This is a genomic window from Hafnia alvei (genome assembly GCF_964063325.1).
GTDB classification, from domain to species: Bacteria; Pseudomonadota; Gammaproteobacteria; order Enterobacterales; family Enterobacteriaceae; genus Hafnia; species Hafnia alvei_B.
In genome coordinates this window covers 3,956,690-3,975,924 of sequence record NZ_OZ061315.1, presented here as the reverse complement: position 1 = coordinate 3,975,924, position 19,235 = coordinate 3,956,690, and the positions used below count along the sequence as shown (strand labels likewise).

Here is a 19,235-nt window from a genome sequence, read left to right as displayed (position 1 = left end):
AAACGAGATCTTCTTCATCTTTAATCTTGTAAGAAGATCTTCTTCACCCTGCTTTATCTGAGATTGATCACATATCAAAGCGAATATCGCCTTAGTTCGTTTTTTAGTCTGGTATAACAGGTATAAAGGTATATCTTTGTGTTTATCAAATAAACAAATCAGAGGGTCTTATGTCGAAAAATCTCCATGGGGTGATGCCTGCGTTACTGACGCCGTTTAATCCACAACAGCAGTTGGATATCCCCAGCCTGCGTCGATTGGTACAGTTCAATATTGCTCAGGGCGTAGATGGCCTCTATGTGGGAGGGTCTACCGGCGAAGCATTTATCCAAAACTTGCAGGAGCGTGAGCAGGTATTAGAAGCCGTGGCGCAGGAAGCCAAAGGTAAGCTGACGCTGATTGCCCACGTGGGTGGGATCAGCACGCATGAAAGCCAGATCTTGGCGGGCGCGGCAAAACGCTATGGCTTTGACGCCGTATCTGCCGTGACGCCGTTCTATTATCCGTTCAGTTTTGGCGAACACTGCGATCACTACCGCGCCATCATCGACGCGGCTGAAGGATTGCCGATGGTGGTATATAACATCCCGGCATTAAGCGGCGTGAAGCTTTCACTCGATCAAATCTCAACCCTGATTACCTTGCCTGGCGTTGCGGCGTTGAAACAAACTTCCGGTGATTTATATCAGATGGAGCAAGTCCGTCGGGCGCATCCAGATAAAGTGATTTACAACGGCTATGATGAAATTTTCCTGTCAGGGCTGTTAGCCGGTGCGGATGGTGGGATCGGTAGTACCTATAACGTGATGGGCTGGCGCTATAAGGGCATTATGCAAGCCCTGAAAGAAGACAATATTTCTCAGGCTCAGTTACTGCAAACCGAGTGTAATAAAGTGATTGATGTGCTGATTAAAGTTGGCGTGTTCCGTGGATTGAAAACGATACTGCATTATATGGATGTTGTTGATACGCCGATTTGTCGTAAACCTTTTGCACCGGTTGAAGAGCAATATTTGCCTGAGCTTCGCCAATTAGCCGCACAGCTGAGTGCAGAAAGAGCAGCACAATAACGCTGAACTTATTCTTATGCCTGTTAATTTCAAGATGTGGGCCATCGGCTTCATCTTGAAATTTCAGGTATATCGAAAAAACTCTTACCCTACGATATAGAGCGCGGGCAATTTATAGACCTTAAATAATTAGACCTGCGCCGGGAGTGCTTTATGAATAACACTACCCAAGATCTTCCGTGGTACCGACATATCAGCAAGTCACAATGGAAAGCGTTTTCAGCCGCGTGGATTGGCTATTTGCTTGATGGTTTTGATTTTGTATTAATCGCTTTAGTACTAACTGAAATCCAAAGTGAATTTGGATTAACCACCGTGGAAGCGGCAAGCCTTATTTCAGCCGCTTTTATATCCCGATGGTTTGGCGGGTTATTATTAGGTGCCATGGGCGATCGCTACGGACGAAAATTAGCGATGATCACCAGCATCGTTTTATTTTCCGTAGGCACATTAGCCTGTGGTTTTGCTCCCGGTTTCACCACCATGTTTATTGCTCGACTCATGATTGGCATGGGCATGGCGGGCGAATATGGTTCTAGCGCAACCTATGTGATCGAGAGTTGGCCAAAACATTTGCGTAATAAAGCCAGCGGCTTTTTGATCTCAGGGTTTTCCATCGGGGCCGTTATTTCAGCGCAAGTATATAGTGTGGTTGTACCTGAATGGGGTTGGCGTGCGCTGTTCTTTATAGGTATTTTACCGATTATCTTTGCGCTTTGGCTGCGTAAAAATATTCCTGAAGCTGAAGATTGGGAAAAGAAATTTGGTGATAAACAACCAGTGAAAACCATGGTGGATATTTTATACCGTGGCCCGCGCAAAGTGCTGAACGTCATGATGACCGTTACTGCATCGTTAGCGCTCTATTTATGTTTTACCGGAGATATTGGTAATCCATTTATTATCACGGTACTTGGTTTGATTTGCGCGGCTATCTTTATCAGTTTTATGGTGCAAAGCAGCGGCAATCGTTGGCCAACGGGCGTGATGCTCATGGTGGTCGTGTTGTTTGCCTTCCTTTACTCATGGCCGATTCAGGCACTGCTGCCAACCTATTTAAAAACTGAGCTGTTATATGACCCATCCACCGTGGCGCATATCCTGTTCTTTAGCGGATTTGGTGCAGCGGTTGGCTGTTGTGTCGGTGGTTTTCTCGGTGATTGGTTGGGGACGCGTAAAGCCTATGTCTACAGTTTGCTGCTTTCCCAGCTTTTAATTATCCCGGTATTTGCTATCGGTGGCGGAAGTTTGTGGACGCTGGGCATTCTGTTGTTCCTACAACAAATGTTAGGGCAGGGGATTTCTGGGATTTTGCCTAAGCTGATTGGTGGATATTTTGATACTGAACAGCGCGCGGCGGGGCTTGGTTTTACCTATAACGTTGGGGCACTAGGCGGAGCTTTAGCACCGATTCTTGGCGCAACGATAGCTCAGCGTTTGGATCTGGGTACAGCGCTGGCTTCGCTTTCCTTTAGCCTGACCTTTGTCGTTATTCTGCTGATTGGTTTGGATATGCCATCGCGCGTGCAGCGCTGGATTAAGCCGGAAGGAATAAGAACGCATGATACGATTGATGGAAAGCCGTTTAGCGGTGCTATTGGGCGTACGGCAAAGAAAGTTTTAGCTGTGCCGGTTCCGCATAAGTAATTTCATATAAATCATGATGATAAAAAAAAGCCCCGTATTCATTACGGGGCTTTTTGTTTTCTCGCGTTCTTTATATCAAGAAACGCGCTGAAGATTACAGCTCAGCAGGATGTGCGTTGGCTTTCGGGCATTTGCATTCGCCGATTGGTAGCACGGTGCGTCCAGCCTGTTCGTTGATCACTTCAGCCATGGCTAAGTAGATTGCGCTTGCGCCACAAACGATGCCTTCAAAACCAGCAAAATGCAGAACCGCTGCGTTGCCGGTGATGTTGCCGTAGGCCAACAGGAAGAACAGCACGGTCAGGCTCGCAAATACGAATTGCAGAACGCGGTTAGCACCCAAAGTGCCGCAGAACATAAACAGGGTGAAGATGCCCCACAGCGCCAGATAGGTGCCGAGGAAGCTTGCATCGCTGGCATCGGCCAGACCCATTTTTGGCAATACCAGAATACCGACCAAAGACAGCCAGAAAGCGCCATAGGACGTGAATGCGGTTAAACCGAAAGTATTGCCTTTTTTGTACTCAAGCAGCCCAGCTAAGATCTGAGCAAACCCTCCAAAGAAAATCCCCATAGAGATAATCACGGAAGTTAGAGGGAAAAAGCCTGCGTTGTGCAGGTTCAGCAAGACGGTGGTCATCCCGAAGCCCATCAGGCCTAAAGGACCGGGATTCGCCAACTTGTTGGTGTGCATAGAGCCTCTGTAATAAGAGAAGTTTAATGTAGAAACAAATAATCCAATGAAATTGATGTTGATATTTATATATTCAGCGTCAATTAATTAAGCATGGAAATTCATTGGTACGTGCTCGAGAACACAATGGGTTATGGCATTGTGGCTGTTTTCAACGATCGAGCGCGCGGCATAATAATGAGGAGTTGGAACATAAACAATGATCTTGTAGGTTAAAAAATCATATTTTTTTTAATCTCCCCCCTTGTTGTCCGCTTGAGCGACCCCATCTTACTTACAACGCAGTTGGTTACCGAGTAACCCTGTTTTAATTCAAGCTGTATGAGCCTTGGCCGCAACTTGAATGATTTAGGGAGTAGGTAGAAAAAAAGGCGGTTGAAAAGCAAAATATCGCCCCCACCTACGGTAGCAACGAGATTAATAACAAAATTCTTAGTGGAGATGTTCGATGGGCAAAATTATTGGTATCGACCTGGGTACAACTAACTCTTGTGTAGCTGTAATGGATGGAACTACCGCACGTGTGCTGGAGAACGCCGAGGGCGACCGCACCACTCCTTCTATTATTGCTTATACTCAGGACGGCGAAATTCTGGTTGGTCAGCCAGCAAAACGTCAGGCTGTGACTAACCCGCAAAACACTTTGTTTGCGATCAAGCGTTTGATTGGTCGTCGTTTCCAAGACGAAGAAGTTCAGCGCGATAAAGGCATCATGCCTTTCGGTATCGTGGGCGCTGACAACGGCGACGCATGGGTCGAAGTTAAAGGTCAGAAAATTGCTCCACCACAGATTTCTGCTGAAGTTCTGAAAAAAATGAAGAAAACAGCAGAAGACTTCTTGGGTGAGCCAGTAACCGAAGCGGTTATTACCGTTCCTGCATACTTCAACGATGCTCAGCGTCAGGCAACGAAAGATGCTGGCCGTATCGCAGGTCTGGAAGTAAAACGTATCATCAACGAACCAACCGCTGCTGCTTTGGCATACGGTTTGGATAAAGAAGTCGGCAACCGCACTATTGCCGTTTACGACTTGGGTGGTGGTACTTTCGATATCTCTATCATTGAGATCGACGAAGTTGACGGTGAAAAAACCTTCGAAGTTCTGGCAACCAACGGTGATACCCATCTGGGTGGTGAAGACTTCGACAGCCGTCTGATCAACTATCTGGTTGACGAATTCAAGAAAGAACAGGGCATGGATCTGCGCAATGATCCGCTGGCGATGCAGCGTCTGAAAGAAGCTGCTGAAAAAGCGAAAATTGAGCTGTCTTCTGCTCAGCAGACCGACGTTAACCTGCCGTACATCACTGCAGATGCGTCTGGTCCAAAACACATGAACATCAAAGTGACCCGTGCAAAACTGGAATCACTGGTTGAAGATCTGGTTAACCGTTCTATGGAACCACTGAAAGTGGCTCTGAAAGACGCAGGCCTGTCTGTTTCTGACGTACAGGACGTTATCCTGGTTGGTGGTCAGACTCGTATGCCTATGGTTCAGAAGAAAGTTGCTGATTTCTTCGGTAAAGAACCACGTAAAGACGTTAACCCAGACGAAGCAGTGGCTATCGGTGCTGCGGTTCAGGGCGGTGTATTGACCGGTGAAGTGAAAGACGTTCTGCTGCTGGACGTTACCCCTCTGTCTCTGGGTATCGAAACCATGGGCGGCGTGATGACTTCACTGATTTCGAAGAACACCACGATCCCAACTAAGCACAGCCAAGTGTTCTCAACCGCTGAAGACAACCAGTCTGCCGTGACTATTCACGTCATTCAGGGTGAGCGTAAGCGTGCTGCGGATAACAAATCTCTGGGTCAGTTCAACCTAGATGGTATCCAGCCTGCACCACGCGGTATGCCGCAGATCGAAGTCACCTTCGACATCGATGCCGACGGTATCCTGCACGTGTCTGCTAAAGACAAAAACAGCGGTAAAGAGCAGAAGATCACCATCAAGGCTTCTTCTGGTCTGAACGAAGAAGAAATCCAGAAAATGGTTCGTGATGCCGAAGCTAACGCTGAAGCTGACCGTAAGTTTGAAGAGCTGGTACAGACTCGTAACCAAGCCGATCAGCTGGTTCACGGTACTCGCAAACAGTTGGAAGAAGCGGGCGATAAACTGCCAGCAGAAGACAAAACTGCGATCGAAGCTGCTTTGGCTGAGCTGGATACTGCAGCGAAAGGCGAAGATAAAGCTGACATCGAAGCGAAAATCCAGACTCTGGTTCAGGCTTCAAGCAAACTGTTAGAAATGGCTCAGCAGCAGGCTCAGGCCGGTGGTGCTCAGCAGGCAGATACCAGCGCTCAGAAAGATGACGACGTGGTAGATGCTGAATTCGAAGAAGTGAAAGATAAAAAATAATCGCCCTTAGCGGGCTAGGTAAAGACGGTAGTGGTTAACCATTAAGCGTCGTTACTATTAACCGGCACGGGCGTCGAGGAAACTCAACGCCCGTGCAGTTATGTTAAGGGCAGGATAGAAAATGGCGAAAAGAGACTATTACGAGGTTTTGGGCGTATCCCGCGACGCGGAAGAGCGCGAAATCAAAAAGGCTTATAAGCGCCTAGCGATGAAGTTTCACCCTGACCGCAATCAGGAAAAAGACGCTGAAGAAAAGTTTAAAGAGGTTAAAGAAGCCTACGAAATCTTAACCGACGCGCAGAAACGTGCAGCCTACGATCAATATGGTCATGCAGCCTTCGAGCAAGGTGGCATGGGCGGCGGTGGCGGCGGATATGGCGGCGGCGGTGCAGACTTCAGCGACATCTTTGGTGACGTGTTCGGCGACATCTTCGGCGGCGGTCGCCGTCAGCGTGCGACCCGTGGTGCAGATCTCCGTTATAACATGGAGCTGACGCTGGAAGAGGCGGTGCGCGGTGTGACCAAAGAAATTCGCATTCCAACCTTGGTTGAGTGCGAAGTTTGTCACGGCAGCGGCGCGAAAAAAGGCACTGAGCCTGTCACTTGTCCGACCTGTCATGGTGCAGGTCAGGTACAGATGCGTCAGGGCTTCTTTACCGTGCAACAGCCGTGTCCACACTGTCACGGCCGTGGTCAGATTATCAAAGACCCATGCAACAAATGTCATGGACATGGCCGCGTAGAGAAATCTAAAACGCTGTCGGTGAAAATTCCTGCGGGCGTTGATACCGGTGATCGTATCCGTTTAAGCGGCGAAGGTGAAGCCGGTGAGCATGGCGCTCCAGCGGGTGATTTGTACGTACAGGTTCAGGTTAAAGCGCACCCAATCTTCGAACGTGAAGATAATAATCTGTTCTGTGAAGTACCAATCAACTTTGCGATGGCTGCACTTGGCGGTGAGATTGAAGTTCCAACGCTGGATGGTCGCGTTAAGCTGAAAATCCCTGCTGAAACTCAGACCGGCAAGATGTTCCGTATGCGGGGCAAAGGCGTTAAAACTGTACGTGGTGGAAGTCAGGGCGACCTGCTGTGCCGCGTTGTGGTTGAAACACCGGTTAACCTGAACGAGAAACAGAAACAGCTGCTGCGCGAACTGGAAGAAAGCTTCGGTGATTCTTCGAGCGCGAATAACAGCCCGCGATCTAAAAGTTTCCTCGACGGTGTAAAGAAATTCTTCGACGATTTAACCCGTTAAGATTTTCTTTTAAAATAAGCAGTTAATAAAAATCCCCGCCTAATACGTGGGGATTTTTTTACATTATTGTGTGACGAAACTCATAAATAACTCGGTTTTTCCTACGTTAATAGCGCTTATAAACTACTTTTGCCGAAATAAAGTAATCCGTAAACTAACTGCATTAATTCGTTCTCTCGCCCATTATTAACGAATGTGTGTAAGGAGTTTCTGAGAGTGACTATGGTAACCCGTGCAATCCGCCAGTTTCTGCGCCTTGAGGCCGCTGGCGGTATTATTCTCATCATGGCCGCAATTGTGGCTTTAGTATTGGCAAACAGCCCACTGCACGATCTCTATCAGCAGTTCTTAAACTCACCGGTTCAGTTCCGTTTTATGGCGTTGGATATCAATAAAACTCTGCTGCTATGGGTGAACGATGGCCTGATGGCGGTATTCTTTTTAGTGGTAGGGCTAGAGGTTAAGCGTGAACTGATGTGCGGTTCTCTTGCCAGCCGCGAGCAAGCTATTTTCCCAGCTATTGCCGCGTTAGGCGGAATGTTTGCACCCGCGTTGATTTATCTCGCGTTTAACCATGCCGATCCTGTGACGAGCCAAGGCTGGGCAATTCCTGCGGCAACGGACATTGCTTTTGCTTTAGGCGTTATGGCTTTGCTGGGGAATCGCGTTCCAACCAGCTTGAAGGTGTTTCTGCTGGCGTTGGCCATTATCGATGACTTAGGCGTTATCGTTATTATCGCGCTGTTTTATACCCATGAGGTTTCTCTGCCTGCTTTGGGGGTTGCCGCAGCATCCATTGCGGTGCTGGGATATCTTAACTGGCGCGGCGTTGGCAAAACCTCGGTCTACCTGCTGGTCGGTGCGGTGCTGTGGACTGCGATTTTAAAATCAGGCGTTCATGCCACCTTGGCCGGCGTTATTGTTGGCTTTATGCTGCCGATTAAAGCGAAAAACGGTAAGCGCCCGGCTGAAAAATTAGAGCACAGCCTGCATCCGTGGGTGGCGTATTTGATTCTGCCATTGTTCGCTTTTGTGAATGCTGGCGTATCTCTACAGGGTGTTTCGTTGGAAAATCTGACGGGCATTCTGCCTTCCGGAATTATGCTGGGCCTGTTTATTGGGAAGCCGCTTGGGATCTTCCTGTTTAGCTGGGTGGCGGTAAAAATGGGCGTGGCTCGTTTACCAGAGAACATTAACTTCCAGCATATTTTTGCCGTTTCGGTGCTGTGTGGTATCGGCTTTACGATGTCTATCTTTATTGCTTCGTTGGCGTTTGCTGGTGGAGCGCCAGAGCTGGCAACGTATTCAAGATTAGGCATTTTGCTGGGGTCTACTGCGTCGGCTGTTGTGGGATATATGCTTTTGAGTCGCGTGCTGCCACGCCGAGCGGCGGTCGAGAATTCATAAGTATTCTTGGGCGCTCTTATTGAAAATGGAGCGCCTTTTGTAATCTGGCTCCCGTTGGGGAGGCTTCATCATAGGTGCTTAGTGGTTTTAGTGGCAAGATAAGTCATACGCCGCTGCGCCTTCTTGGTCGCACTGTTTGTGCCGCCTTTTGGATTTAAATACCGCAGCAATGTTCGCATCGTTTTTCACTATGCGAAAGGGAATAGGAGAGCACTATCGTGCGTCTGGCACATATCAATTTTAACCACCTGTATTATTTCTGGCAGGTTTGCAAAGAAGGGTCTGTCGTCGGCGCAGCTGAAGCGCTGTTTTTAACGCCGCAGACGATTACCGGACAGATTAAAGCCTTAGAAGAACGCTTGGGCGGAAAGCTATTTAAGCGTCAAGGCCGCGGATTAGTGCCTTCTGAGCTAGGACAGTTGGTTTTTCGTTATGCCGACCGCATGTTTATGCTTAGCCAAGAAATGCTCGACATTGTGAACTACCGCAAAGAATCCAACATGCTCTTTGACGTTGGCGTTGCCGATGCGCTGTCTAAACGCTTGGTCAGCCAAGTATTGGAAACCGCGGTTGCCGATCACGAGCAAATTCATTTGCGCTGCTTTGAATCCACACATGAAATGCTGTTGGAACAGCTAAGCCAGCATAAGCTGGATATGATTTTATCGGATTGTCCGGTGGATTCTAGCCAGCAAGAAGGGCTGTTCTCGGTAAAGCTGGGTGAGTGTGGCGTGAGTTTCTACTGTCGCCAGCCGTTGCCTGAGCAGCCGTTTCCTGCCTGCCTTGAGCAACGTAAGCTATTGATCCCAGGCCGTCGAACCATGTTAGGACGTAAATTATTAAACTGGTTCAATAGCCAAGGGCTACAGGTGCAGATCCTCGGCGAGTTTGATGATGCGGCTTTGATGAAGGCGTTTGCTCAATTCCACGATGCTATTTTTGTTGCGCCGTCGATTTATGCACAGGATTTATACGCGAACGACTCAGAAAACATCAAGGAAGTGGGGCGGATTGATAACTTGCAGGAAGAGTATTACGTGATTTTTGCCGAGCGAATGATTCAGCATCCGGCGGTACAGCGTGTCTGTAACAAAGATTTCTCAGCGTTGTTTAGCCGATAGGCGCCTTAGTTGAGATGTAACGTTGAGACGTAAAAAAACCGGCCTAGGCCGGTTTTTTTCAAAGCTTTCAACGTAAAGCAATTACTGCATTGCGTTGATTTGCGCTACCAAGTTTGACTTATGGCGTGCAGCTTTGTTTTTGTGGATCAGGCCTTTACAAGCCTGGCGATCCACGATTGGTTGCATTTCGTTAAATGCGTTTTGTGCAGCGGCTTTATCGCCGGTTGCAATCGCCGCGTATACTTTCTTAAGGAAAGTACGCATCATGGAGCGACGGCTAGCGTTGTGCTTGCGGCGCTTCTCAGATTGTACGGCGCGTTTCTTAGCTGATTTGATATTAGCCAAGGTCCAACTCCCAAAATATTCTATGAGGACAATTCAAAGGCCGAGAAATATGCCTTTTTAGCCCTCTGTTGTCAATGGATTTGTGCAAATAAGCGTCGCTTGTACGAACGACACTTTCGCGTTGTGATGGCGCGGGATTTTACCAGCTTTGTCCCTTGGAATACACCCTTTCGAGAGTTTTTTCCTGTGCGGTTGCTGATTATATCAGCGTTTGCAATAAAAGCGCAGGTTTATACCCCAGCATCTTGAAAGGCGATGGGGTGAGTAACGGATATGATTTTATCGAAAGACAAATAGAGTGGTAGAAATCATGCGTAATGTATTTAACCGGCGGCTTATCTCCGGTATGGTGGCAGAATCCCTTTAAACTCTCTAATCGCTGGTTAACCTTAGTCTCTGTACAAGGTATAATCCGCCGATTTCCACTGTTTTGAGCCTGATATGGAGCTAATTCGCGGCATTCACAATCTACGGGCGCGCCACCATGGCTGCGTGCTGACGATCGGTAACTTCGATGGTGTGCACCGCGGTCATCAGGCCTTGCTGGCCCGTTTGAAGCAGGAAGGGAAGCGCTTGGGGCTGCCCGTCATGGTGATGATCTTTGAGCCCCAGCCGTTAGAGCTGTTCAGCGCAGATAAAGCGCCGGCTCGCCTGACTCGGTTACGCGATAAATGTCACTATCTGGCAGAAGCAGGAGTTGATTATCTCCTGTGCGTACGTTTTAACCGTGATTTTGCGGCGAATTCAGCTCATGACTTTGTTAAAAAGTTACTCGTTGAAAAGCTCGGCGTAAAATATTTGATGGTCGGTGATGATTTTCGTTTTGGCGCTGGGCGTCAGGGCGACTATGAGTTGTTGAAACAGGCCGGGGAACAGTTCGGCTTTACCGTGACCAACTCTGACAGCTTTTGCGAAGGGAATAAGCGCATTAGCAGCACCGCCGTTCGACAGGCATTGCAGGAAGATAAGCTTGAACTCGCGGAAAGCCTTTTGGGCCATCCATACAGCATTTCTGGGCGCGTTGTGCACGGTGATGAAGTTGGGCGCACTATTGGTTTTCCAACCGCCAACCTACCGTTGAAACGGTTGGTTGCACCGGTAAAAGGCGTATACGCCGTTGATGTTTATGGGTTGGGAGCAACACCGTTGCCCGGTGTGGCTAATATTGGTACCCGCCCAACAGTCGCTGGCATACGTCAGCAGCTAGAAGTTCATCTACTGGATACCACGATGGATCTCTATGGACGCCACATTGATGTGGTGCTCCGCGCAAAACTGCGCAATGAACAGCGTTTTGCTTCGCTTGATGCACTTAAGCAACAAATCGCCAATGATGTGGTGACGGCCCGGGAATTCTTTGGGCTGGCGACACCGGTTTAATCTATATACATATGCCCAAAGTCATAAAAGCTGCATGAGCAGCTTATTGAGCCAAGGGGATAGCCGAAAACGGAACCGAGAATCGAATGAGTGATTATAAGAATACCCTGAACTTGCCGGAAACAGGGTTCCCGATGCGCGGCGATCTCGCCAAGCGCGAACCTGGCATGCTGCAACGTTGGTATGAGCAGGATCTGTACGGGATTATCCGTAACGCGAAGAAAGGCAAGAAAACTTTCATTTTGCACGATGGCCCTCCTTATGCGAACGGCAGTATTCATATTGGTCACTCAGTAAATAAGATTCTTAAAGACATTATTATTAAGTCCAAAGGCCTGAGCGGTTTTGACTCACCGTACATCCCAGGCTGGGACTGCCACGGTCTGCCGATTGAGCTGAAAGTTGAGCAGCTGATTGGTAAGCCAGGCGAGAAATTCAGCGCCGCTGAGTTCCGTGCTAAATGCCGTGAATACGCCGCCGAACAGGTTGAAGGCCAAAAAGCTGATTTCAAACGTCTGGGCGTGCTGGGCGATTGGGATCATCCTTACTTGACGATGGCGTTTGATACCGAAGCTAACATCATCCGTGCGCTGGCTAAAATCGTTGATAACGGCCACCTAATGAAAGGTGCTAAGCCGGTTCACTGGTGCCCAGACTGTGGTTCTTCACTGGCTGAAGCCGAAGTTGAGTACTACGACAAAACCTCTCCGTCTATTGACGTGCGCTTTGCCGCGGTCAATAAGAACGAAGTATTGGCTAAATTTGGCGTTAAAGAAGCCGAAGGCAACGTTTCTGTTGTTATCTGGACCACCACACCGTGGACAATGCCAGCTAACCGTGCGGTTTCATTACATCCTGAATTCGAATACCAACTGGTTCAGGTTGACGGCGAATGCCTGATTTTGGCGGCTGATCTGGTTGAAAGCGTGATGAAGCGCGCCGGTATTACGTCTTGGACCGTGCTGGGAAGCTGCAAAGGTGCCGATCTGGAACTGATGCGTTTCCAACATCCATTCATGGGCTTTGATGTGCCTATCGTTCTGGGCGAGCACGTTACGCTTGAAGCCGGTACAGGTGCGGTACATACCGCGCCGGGTCATGGCCCAGATGACTATGTCATCGGTCAAAAATATGGTTTGGAAACCGCAAACCCAGTCGGCTCGAACGGTTGCTATTTGAAAGGCACCTTCCCAGGTCTGGATGGTTTGTTTGTATTCAAAGCCAACGACGTTGTGGTTGAGCTGCTGAAAGAGCACGGCGCTTTGCTGCACGTTGAAAAAATGAATCATAGCTATCCATGCTGCTGGCGCCATAAAACGCCGATCATTTTCCGTGCGACCCCGCAGTGGTTTATCAGCATGGATCAGAAAGGGCTGCGTAAACAGTCTCTGGCTGAGATCGACGAAATTGAACAGGTTGGCCTGAAAGAAAACGGTATGAGCGGCTGGATCCCTGCATGGGGTAAAGCACGTATCGAATCAATGGTGGCAAACCGTCCTGACTGGTGTATCTCTCGTCAGCGTACGTGGGGTGTGCCAATGTCGATGTTTGTGCATAAAGACACTCAGGAACTGCATCCGCGTACCATCGAATTGATGGAAGAAGTGGCGAAGCGCGTTGAGAAAGACGGTATTCAAGCTTGGTGGGATCTGGATCCAAAAGATATTTTGGGCGCAGACGCTGACCAGTATGAAAAAGTGCCAGATACCTTGGACGTATGGTTTGACTCCGGTTCAACCAGCTTCTCCGTGGTTGATGCACGCCCTGAATTCCATGGCAACACCGCAGATATGTATTTGGAAGGCTCTGACCAGCATCGTGGTTGGTTTATGTCTTCTCTGATGATTTCTACCGCGATGAAAGGCAAAGCGCCTTACCGTCAGGTACTGACTCACGGCTTCACCGTTGATGGTCAGGGACGCAAAATGTCCAAATCTATCGGTAACACCGTGAGCCCTCAGGATGTGATGAACAAACTGGGTGGCGATATCCTACGTCTATGGGTGGCTTCTACCGACTACACCGGTGAAATCGCGGTTTCAGATGAAATTCTGAAGCGTTCTGCCGACTCTTATCGTCGCATCCGTAACACCGCACGTTTCTTGTTGGCTAACCTGAACGGCTTCGACCCGAAACAGCACATGGTGAAACCTGAAGAGATGGTAGTTCTGGATCGCTGGGCGGTAGAGCGTGCGATGGAAGCACAGAAAGAAATTCTGGTTTCCTATGAAAACTATGATTTCCACGAAGTGGTTCAACGCCTGATGCAGTTCTGCTCGGTTGAGATGGGTTCCTTCTATCTGGATATCATCAAAGATCGTCAGTACACCACCAAAGCCGACAGCATTGCGCGTCGTAGCTGCCAGACTGCGTTGTTCCACATTGCCGAGGCACTGGTTCGCTGGATGGCACCGATCATGTCCTTTACCGCCGATGAACTGTGGGGCTACTTGCCGGGCGACCGCGCCGAGTATGTTTTCACTGAAGAGTGGTATCAGGGCCTGTTCGGCTTAGGCAACGCGGAGTCTATGAACAACGAGTTCTGGGCCGAGCTGCTGAAAGTACGTGGTGAAGTGAACAAGGTCATTGAGCAGGCACGTAACGACAAACGCGTAGGCGGCTCTTTGGAAGCCAGCGTAACGCTGTATGCGGATGACGATTTGATCGCCAAACTGAACAGCCTAGAAGATGAACTGCGCTTCGTGCTGATCACCTCTGCGGCTCAGGTTGAACCATTGGCAAACGCACCGGCAGACGCCGTACAAAGCGATGTGCTGAAAGGTCTGAAAGTTGCGTTGCTCAAGGCTGATGGTCAGAAATGTCCTCGCTGCTGGCACTTCTCTACCGAGATTGGTCAGAATGCTGAGCATCCAGACCTGTGCCCACGTTGCATTACGAACGTTGCCGGTCACGGCGAAAAACGTAAGTTTGCATAATGGCTGACGCGATGAAACGACCAATAATGTCTACGGGACTGCGCTGGCTTTGGCTGGTGCTTGTCGTGTTAGTGATTGATTTAGGCAGCAAGTATTTAATTTTGCAGGACTTCGCCTTGGGTGAAACCAAAGCACTGCTGCCATCGCTAAATCTACACTATGCACGCAACTACGGCGCCGCTTTCAGCTTCTTGGCTGACAGCGGTGGCTGGCAGCGCTGGTTCTTTGCCGGTATCGCCATCGCCATCTGCGTGGCGTTGTTAGTGATGATGTATCGCTCTCGGGCGACACAAAAACTCAATAACATCGCCTATGCGCTGATTATCGGTGGGGCACTGGGCAATCTGTTTGATCGTCTGTGGCATGGTTTTGTTGTCGATATGATCGACTTCTACGTGGGAGATTGGCATTTTGCCACCTTCAACCTAGCTGACTCGGCGATCTGTATTGGCGCAGCACTCATTGTTTTGGAAGGTTTCCTTCCCGCGAAGAAAAAGGGATAGCAGGTATGACTCAGCAAGTGCAAAGCAACAGCGCAGTGTTAGTGCATTTTACCTTGCAGTTAGAGGATGGCACGCAGGCCGAGTCAACGCGCAGCTGCGGCAAACCTGCGTTGTTCCGTTTGGGCGATGGCAGTTTATCCGACGCGCTGGAAGAGCACTTGCTGGGACATCAGGCGGGCGATAAGTTCCAGTTCACCTTGCAGCCGCAAGACGCGTTTGGTGAAAATAGCCCCGATTTGGTTCAGTTCTTTACCCGCCGTGATTTCGCCGACGTTGGCGTGCCGGAAGCGGGAACCATTATGATGTTCACTGGCCGAGACGGCAGCGAAATGCCGGGTATCGTGCGTGAAGTTGCTTGTGACTCAGTGACCGTTGATTTTAACCATCCGCTTGCGGGACATCCGGTAACCTTTGATGTAGAGGTGTTGGAGATTGACCCGCAGCAGGGAGACGTTGATGCAAATCCTGCTGGCTAACCCGCGCGGCTTCTGCGCGGGTGTCGACCGAGCCATTAGTATCGTTGAACGCGCGCTAGAGATTTATGGTGCGCCGATTTATGTTCGTCATGAAGTGGTACATAACCGCTATGTGGTCAACAGCCTGCGCGAACGCGGGGCGGTGTTCATTGAAGAAATCAGTGAAGTGCCCGATAACACGATTCTGATTTTCTCGGCTCACGGTGTATCCCAAGCCGTTCGCGCCGAAGCTAAAGCGCGTAATCTCACCATGCTCTACGATGCGACCTGTCCACTGGTCACTAAAGTACATATGGAAGTTGCGCGTGCTAGCCGTAAAGGAACCGAGGCCATTTTGATTGGCCATGCGGGGCATCCAGAAGTTGAAGGCACGATGGGGCAATACAATAATCCTGAGGGTGGGATGTATTTGGTTGAGTCGCCGGAAGACGTTTGGAAGCTGCAGGTGAAAAATGAAAATAACCTGTGCTTTATGACTCAGACCACGCTTTCCGTGGATGATACGTCAGACATCATTGATGCTCTGCGTGAGCGATTCCCTAAGATTGTCGGCCCGCGTAAAGATGATATCTGTTATGCCACCACCAACCGTCAGGAAGCCGTGCGCAACCTTGCTAGTGAGGCTGAAGTGGTGTTGGTGGTAGGGTCGAAAAACTCATCCAACTCTAACCGCTTGGCAGAACTGGCCCAGCGTGCAGGTATCCCCGCATTTTTGATCGACTCGGCGGAGGATATTCGCGAAGAGTGGCTGAAAGATGTGAAGCGTATCGGCGTCACCGCAGGTGCTTCAGCCCCTGATATCTTGGTTCAAGACGTGATTAAACGCCTTCAAGCGTTAGGCGGCGAAGGTGCCGTTGAGATGCAAGGGCGTGAAGAAAACATCGTCTTTGAAGTGCCTAAAGAATTGCGCGTGGATGTGAAAGTGGTTGACTAACCTTCAACCATTTGAGTGCATGAGAATATAATATTGTCAATGCCTGATGAGTTTCATCAGGCATTTTTTTATCTTTTTTATCGTAGAAAAACTCAAAAAACAGAAAGCAAAAAATATTCGATGAGCCGTTGTAAAAACGATACTGCTTTACGAACTGAAATATCACCGCGTGATGTTAGGTATTCAATATCTAAGATTTAATCAGTTCAATAAAATCAGCATGATCGTTGATCTGCATAATTTGGTTTTTATCACAGGCATTTAATGTAAAAGCCAAATAACTGAATATCTGTAACTCGTGGGTTGCGGTAGGATTAGTACAGGTAAGTAGCACGTGATAAACCCATTCGCCATTGAGCATAAGCGGCATGGCTAGACGGACAAATACGGCGAAAAATGATTTTTTATCTGCGCTGATGCAGTGTGGAATCGCGATGTGATTCACAATCAAATTTTCGCCTTCTGTTTCTCGCTGATAAATACGCTCGGCATCCGCTTTGCTGATGATTTTTCGGCGTTCCAACAGTTGGCAAATGCTGCTAATGATACTAAGCCAACTTTGGTTCGGCGCATTGTCATAGCTAAATGCAGGCTCGGCAGGAATAAACTTATTTAGATTGTTACGGATGGTGATATGACTAATATAATCTTTAATTTTCTTAATTCCAGATTCGGAAATGATACTTTTTAATGTGATAGTTTTAATATCAACGAGTTCTGGAAGTCTGTTTTGGCTGTTATTGATGATTAAAATTGGGGAGGTATCATTAAGCAATGCATAAAGTTCATTGACATCGTTGACGATAAACACTGTTGTGTCGGCGATTTCACGTTCAATTGCCATTCGGTTAATGTTAGCGATAGCATATTGAGAGGAAAATAAAATTATTTTTTGTTCAACCCTATTTTGTCTTTCAATAGCACAAGAAAAATAAAGCCCAATAAGGTCGATGTCGAAAATTTCCACACCAAAGTGTTCTTTTATTTTGCTGACTAACTGGATGCTTAAATCAAAAGCTACGGGGTATGTGGCTTTAATATGATTAATACTACTATTTCTATAGTCGGGTAAATAGTCAGGATAGGCAGCATAGCGAGATATATGTTGGCTGAGGTCGTTAATAAGCTCATTATCTACAAAACCTTCGCGGTGCTGTAGACAGAGTGAATGTAATAGCGGTTGTAACGTGGTAGGACTAATCCGCGACTGATTTTGCTTTAAAATATTAATCACGTTTGTGGCGCACTCCACAAGCGCATAAGTTATAGGCAGATCGGCGGCAGCATAGATCTGTGAATAATAGGGATCTTGCGTAGTGCCAGCGGTAGTTTCACGTGGCATGTGATATACAGCGAGCAGCAGGCTTGCCAAATACTCACCGTTCTTATAATGATAGTCGATGTGAGGCTGAACACGCTCAGCTGCTGCGCTCATCGCACGATAACTCTCGAGCGTGCTTTTGAGCAACGGGCAGACTTCGGCCGGATTCTTTTTTATCAGATTTGCTAAAATAAGCGTTTTTTTTAGCAGTGGTTCATCAATGTAATGACCTGCATTTGGTTTAGAGCTAATACACAATGATTTTTCATAACGTGCTCTGAGCTGATTAACTTTTTCAGCCACAATTGTCGCTGGCAGTTTTAGGATATTTGCAAAGCCAGACAGCGTGACGTAGGGCTGGGTTAATAGTTCAAGAAGAATTCTGTCATCGTTATCATGCTTGCTTAACGCACGGTAAAACGCCTCACGTTCTAATATGTCTAGTGTATAACCTATACTATTGAGTGGAGAGCGTATGATAGCTGCTGAACCTAGTGTGAAATTAATGTAGTCGATATCACGCATAATAGTGCGTGTGGAAACGTTTATTTTTTTAGCCAACGCTAAACCGCTTATATTTTGGTGTTCCAATATATCAATGATGGTTAACTGGCGGTTATTTAGCATAGAGTATCGGCTTGGTTATTTATCTAATGTGTTTAAATAGCGGTTAAAAGAAAGATCTCTGCATGAGATCTTTCACGCTGTGCTAAAGATAGCGGCTCAGTTCTAAATGTTTTGCTGCATTATAATTCTGCAAGAATTCATTTAAAATTTGGCTGAGGGCGCGATAGTCCTGAATGGAAATCATCGATGAGTTGGCATGCAGGTAGCGCGTAGGTAAGCATAACGCGACAACGGGGCGACCACCACCCATTACGTTATAGCGGCCAGCGTCGGTAGCACCCGTTTTCATAGTGCATACTTGTAGTGGTTGTTGTGCAGTTACCGCGCAAGATTTTATTTCTGCCGTGAGTTTCTGGTGAGGGAAATAACGTTTATCAAACAGCATCACAGCGGGGCCTGCATCTAGGCGAAGCGGAAATTTGATGGTGTTGATACCGGGAATATCTCCTGCAACCGCAGTATCTATCACGATGACTATGTCTGGTTTGATTGTTTCAGCAGAGGCCTGAGCACCGCGTAGCCCCACCTCTTCTTGTACTGTAGCAACTGAATATAGCGTGATATCTGGATTACTGACTTGTTTAAACAGCTCTACAGCTAATGCGCATCCCGCGCGATTATCCAATGCTTTAGCCAAAACGCGGTTTGCCCCTAATAAACTATAGTTTGGCTCAGGGCAGATAAAGTCCCCCACCGCAATGCCCATAGCTTCGACTGCTTTGGCGGATGAAGCCCCAACGTCAATAAACATGTCGTCGAGTTCAATCGGGCTTTGCTTCTGTTTTTCGTTCAAGGCATGTGGAGCGATAGAGCCAACGATACCGAGTATTTTATTTCCGCTGCGGGTGCGGATTTGCATTCGGTGGTTAAGCATCGATTGATTCCACCATGAACCGATGGTGTCGAAGTAAAGATAGCCTTCATTGCTGATAAACTTCACCATCATGCCGACTTCGTCCATGTGAGCGACAATCGCCACCTTTGGCCCTTTGCTACCTTTTTTAGCAATAAAACTGCCCAAACCATCGAAAGTGATTTCATCGGCGTGATCTTGCAACTCGTGATGCAAAATTTCACGGATCTCGTGTTCATCACCGCTCACGCCATGTGCGTTGCATAGGGTTTCGAGCAGTGCCGTGCTGAGCGGATTTATGTTCATG

At 48.1% G+C, this 19,235-nt stretch carries 15 protein-coding genes; 11 read left to right on the top strand and 4 right to left on the bottom strand.

Annotation, left to right across the window (positions count from 1 at the left end):
* Window positions 1–170: 170 nt before the first annotated feature.
* Window positions 171–1,070 (top strand): N-acetylneuraminate lyase, encoded by a 900-nt coding sequence (gene nanA / locus AB3Y96_RS18585; RefSeq protein WP_367299919.1) that lies wholly within the window; start codon window positions 171–173, stop codon window positions 1,068–1,070.
* Between the two features lie 153 nt (window positions 1,071–1,223).
* Window positions 1,224–2,717 carry an MFS transporter gene (locus AB3Y96_RS18580; RefSeq protein WP_367299918.1) on the top strand — a complete coding sequence of 498 codons (1,494 nt, stop codon included), beginning with the start codon at window positions 1,224–1,226 and terminating at the stop codon, window positions 2,715–2,717.
* 94 nt (window positions 2,718–2,811) lie between these two features.
* Here AB3Y96_RS18580 and satP read toward each other — a convergent pair whose 3' ends face one another.
* Window positions 2,812–3,411 carry an acetate uptake transporter gene (gene satP / locus AB3Y96_RS18575; protein WP_072309999.1) on the bottom strand — a complete coding sequence of 200 codons (600 nt, stop codon included), beginning with the start codon at window positions 3,409–3,411 and terminating at the stop codon, window positions 2,812–2,814.
* A 448-nt stretch (window positions 3,412–3,859) separates the two neighbouring features.
* Here satP and dnaK point away from each other — a divergent pair, with 448 nt between their 5' ends.
* From dnaK to nhaR, 4 genes are all read left to right on the top strand, one after another.
* Window positions 3,860–5,770 (top strand): molecular chaperone DnaK, encoded by a 1,911-nt coding sequence (gene dnaK / locus AB3Y96_RS18570; protein WP_040045422.1) that lies wholly within the window; start codon window positions 3,860–3,862, stop codon window positions 5,768–5,770.
* 121 nt (window positions 5,771–5,891) lie between these two features.
* The gene (gene dnaJ / locus AB3Y96_RS18565; RefSeq protein WP_367299917.1) at window positions 5,892–7,025 is read left to right on the top strand and encodes a molecular chaperone DnaJ; all 1,134 of its coding nucleotides are present in this window, start codon (window positions 5,892–5,894) and stop codon (window positions 7,023–7,025) included.
* A 222-nt stretch (window positions 7,026–7,247) separates the two neighbouring features.
* Window positions 7,248–8,432, top strand: coding sequence for a Na+/H+ antiporter NhaA (gene nhaA / locus AB3Y96_RS18560; RefSeq protein ID WP_367300344.1), 1,185 nt, complete (start codon window positions 7,248–7,250; stop codon window positions 8,430–8,432).
* A 218-nt stretch (window positions 8,433–8,650) separates the two neighbouring features.
* Entirely contained in the window at window positions 8,651–9,553 is a 903-nt protein-coding gene (nhaR, locus tag AB3Y96_RS18555) for a transcriptional activator NhaR (RefSeq protein ID WP_025801416.1), read from the top strand.
* A gap of 81 nt (window positions 9,554–9,634) precedes the next feature.
* Here nhaR and rpsT read toward each other — a convergent pair whose 3' ends face one another.
* Window positions 9,635–9,898: a 30S ribosomal protein S20 gene (gene rpsT / locus AB3Y96_RS18550; protein ID WP_008814663.1), complete on the bottom strand. Its 264-nt coding sequence runs from the start codon at window positions 9,896–9,898 to the stop codon at window positions 9,635–9,637.
* A gap of 441 nt (window positions 9,899–10,339) precedes the next feature.
* Here rpsT and ribF point away from each other — a divergent pair, with 441 nt between their 5' ends.
* From ribF to ispH, 5 genes are all read left to right on the top strand, one after another.
* A complete protein-coding gene (gene ribF / locus AB3Y96_RS18545) occupies window positions 10,340–11,278 on the top strand; it encodes a bifunctional riboflavin kinase/FAD synthetase (protein WP_025801417.1) in 939 nt (312 codons plus the stop codon).
* 86 nt (window positions 11,279–11,364) lie between these two features.
* Window positions 11,365–14,214 (top strand): isoleucine--tRNA ligase, encoded by a 2,850-nt coding sequence (gene ileS / locus AB3Y96_RS18540; protein WP_367299916.1) that lies wholly within the window; start codon window positions 11,365–11,367, stop codon window positions 14,212–14,214.
* Window positions 14,215–14,225: 11 nt separating this feature from the next.
* Entirely contained in the window at window positions 14,226–14,717 is a 492-nt protein-coding gene (lspA, locus tag AB3Y96_RS18535) for a signal peptidase II (protein ID WP_072310086.1), read from the top strand.
* A 5-nt stretch (window positions 14,718–14,722) separates the two neighbouring features.
* Window positions 14,723–15,193, top strand: coding sequence for an FKBP-type peptidyl-prolyl cis-trans isomerase (fkpB, locus tag AB3Y96_RS18530; protein ID WP_367299915.1), 471 nt, complete (start codon window positions 14,723–14,725; stop codon window positions 15,191–15,193).
* Window positions 15,174–16,127 carry a 4-hydroxy-3-methylbut-2-enyl diphosphate reductase gene (gene ispH / locus AB3Y96_RS18525; RefSeq protein ID WP_072310003.1) on the top strand — a complete coding sequence of 318 codons (954 nt, stop codon included), beginning with the start codon at window positions 15,174–15,176 and terminating at the stop codon, window positions 16,125–16,127. Before fkpB ends, ispH begins: the two co-directional genes overlap by 20 nt.
* A gap of 190 nt (window positions 16,128–16,317) precedes the next feature.
* Here the strand turns inward: ispH and AB3Y96_RS18520 are convergent, their stop codons facing one another.
* Window positions 16,318–18,075, bottom strand: coding sequence for a putative frv operon regulatory protein (locus tag AB3Y96_RS18520; protein ID WP_367299914.1), 1,758 nt, complete (start codon window positions 18,073–18,075; stop codon window positions 16,318–16,320).
* Between the two features lie 82 nt (window positions 18,076–18,157).
* Window positions 18,158–19,234, bottom strand: a complete 1,077-nt coding sequence (locus AB3Y96_RS18515; protein ID WP_072310005.1) for a peptidase — start codon at window positions 19,232–19,234, stop codon at window positions 18,158–18,160.
* Window position 19,235 lies beyond the last annotated feature (1 nt).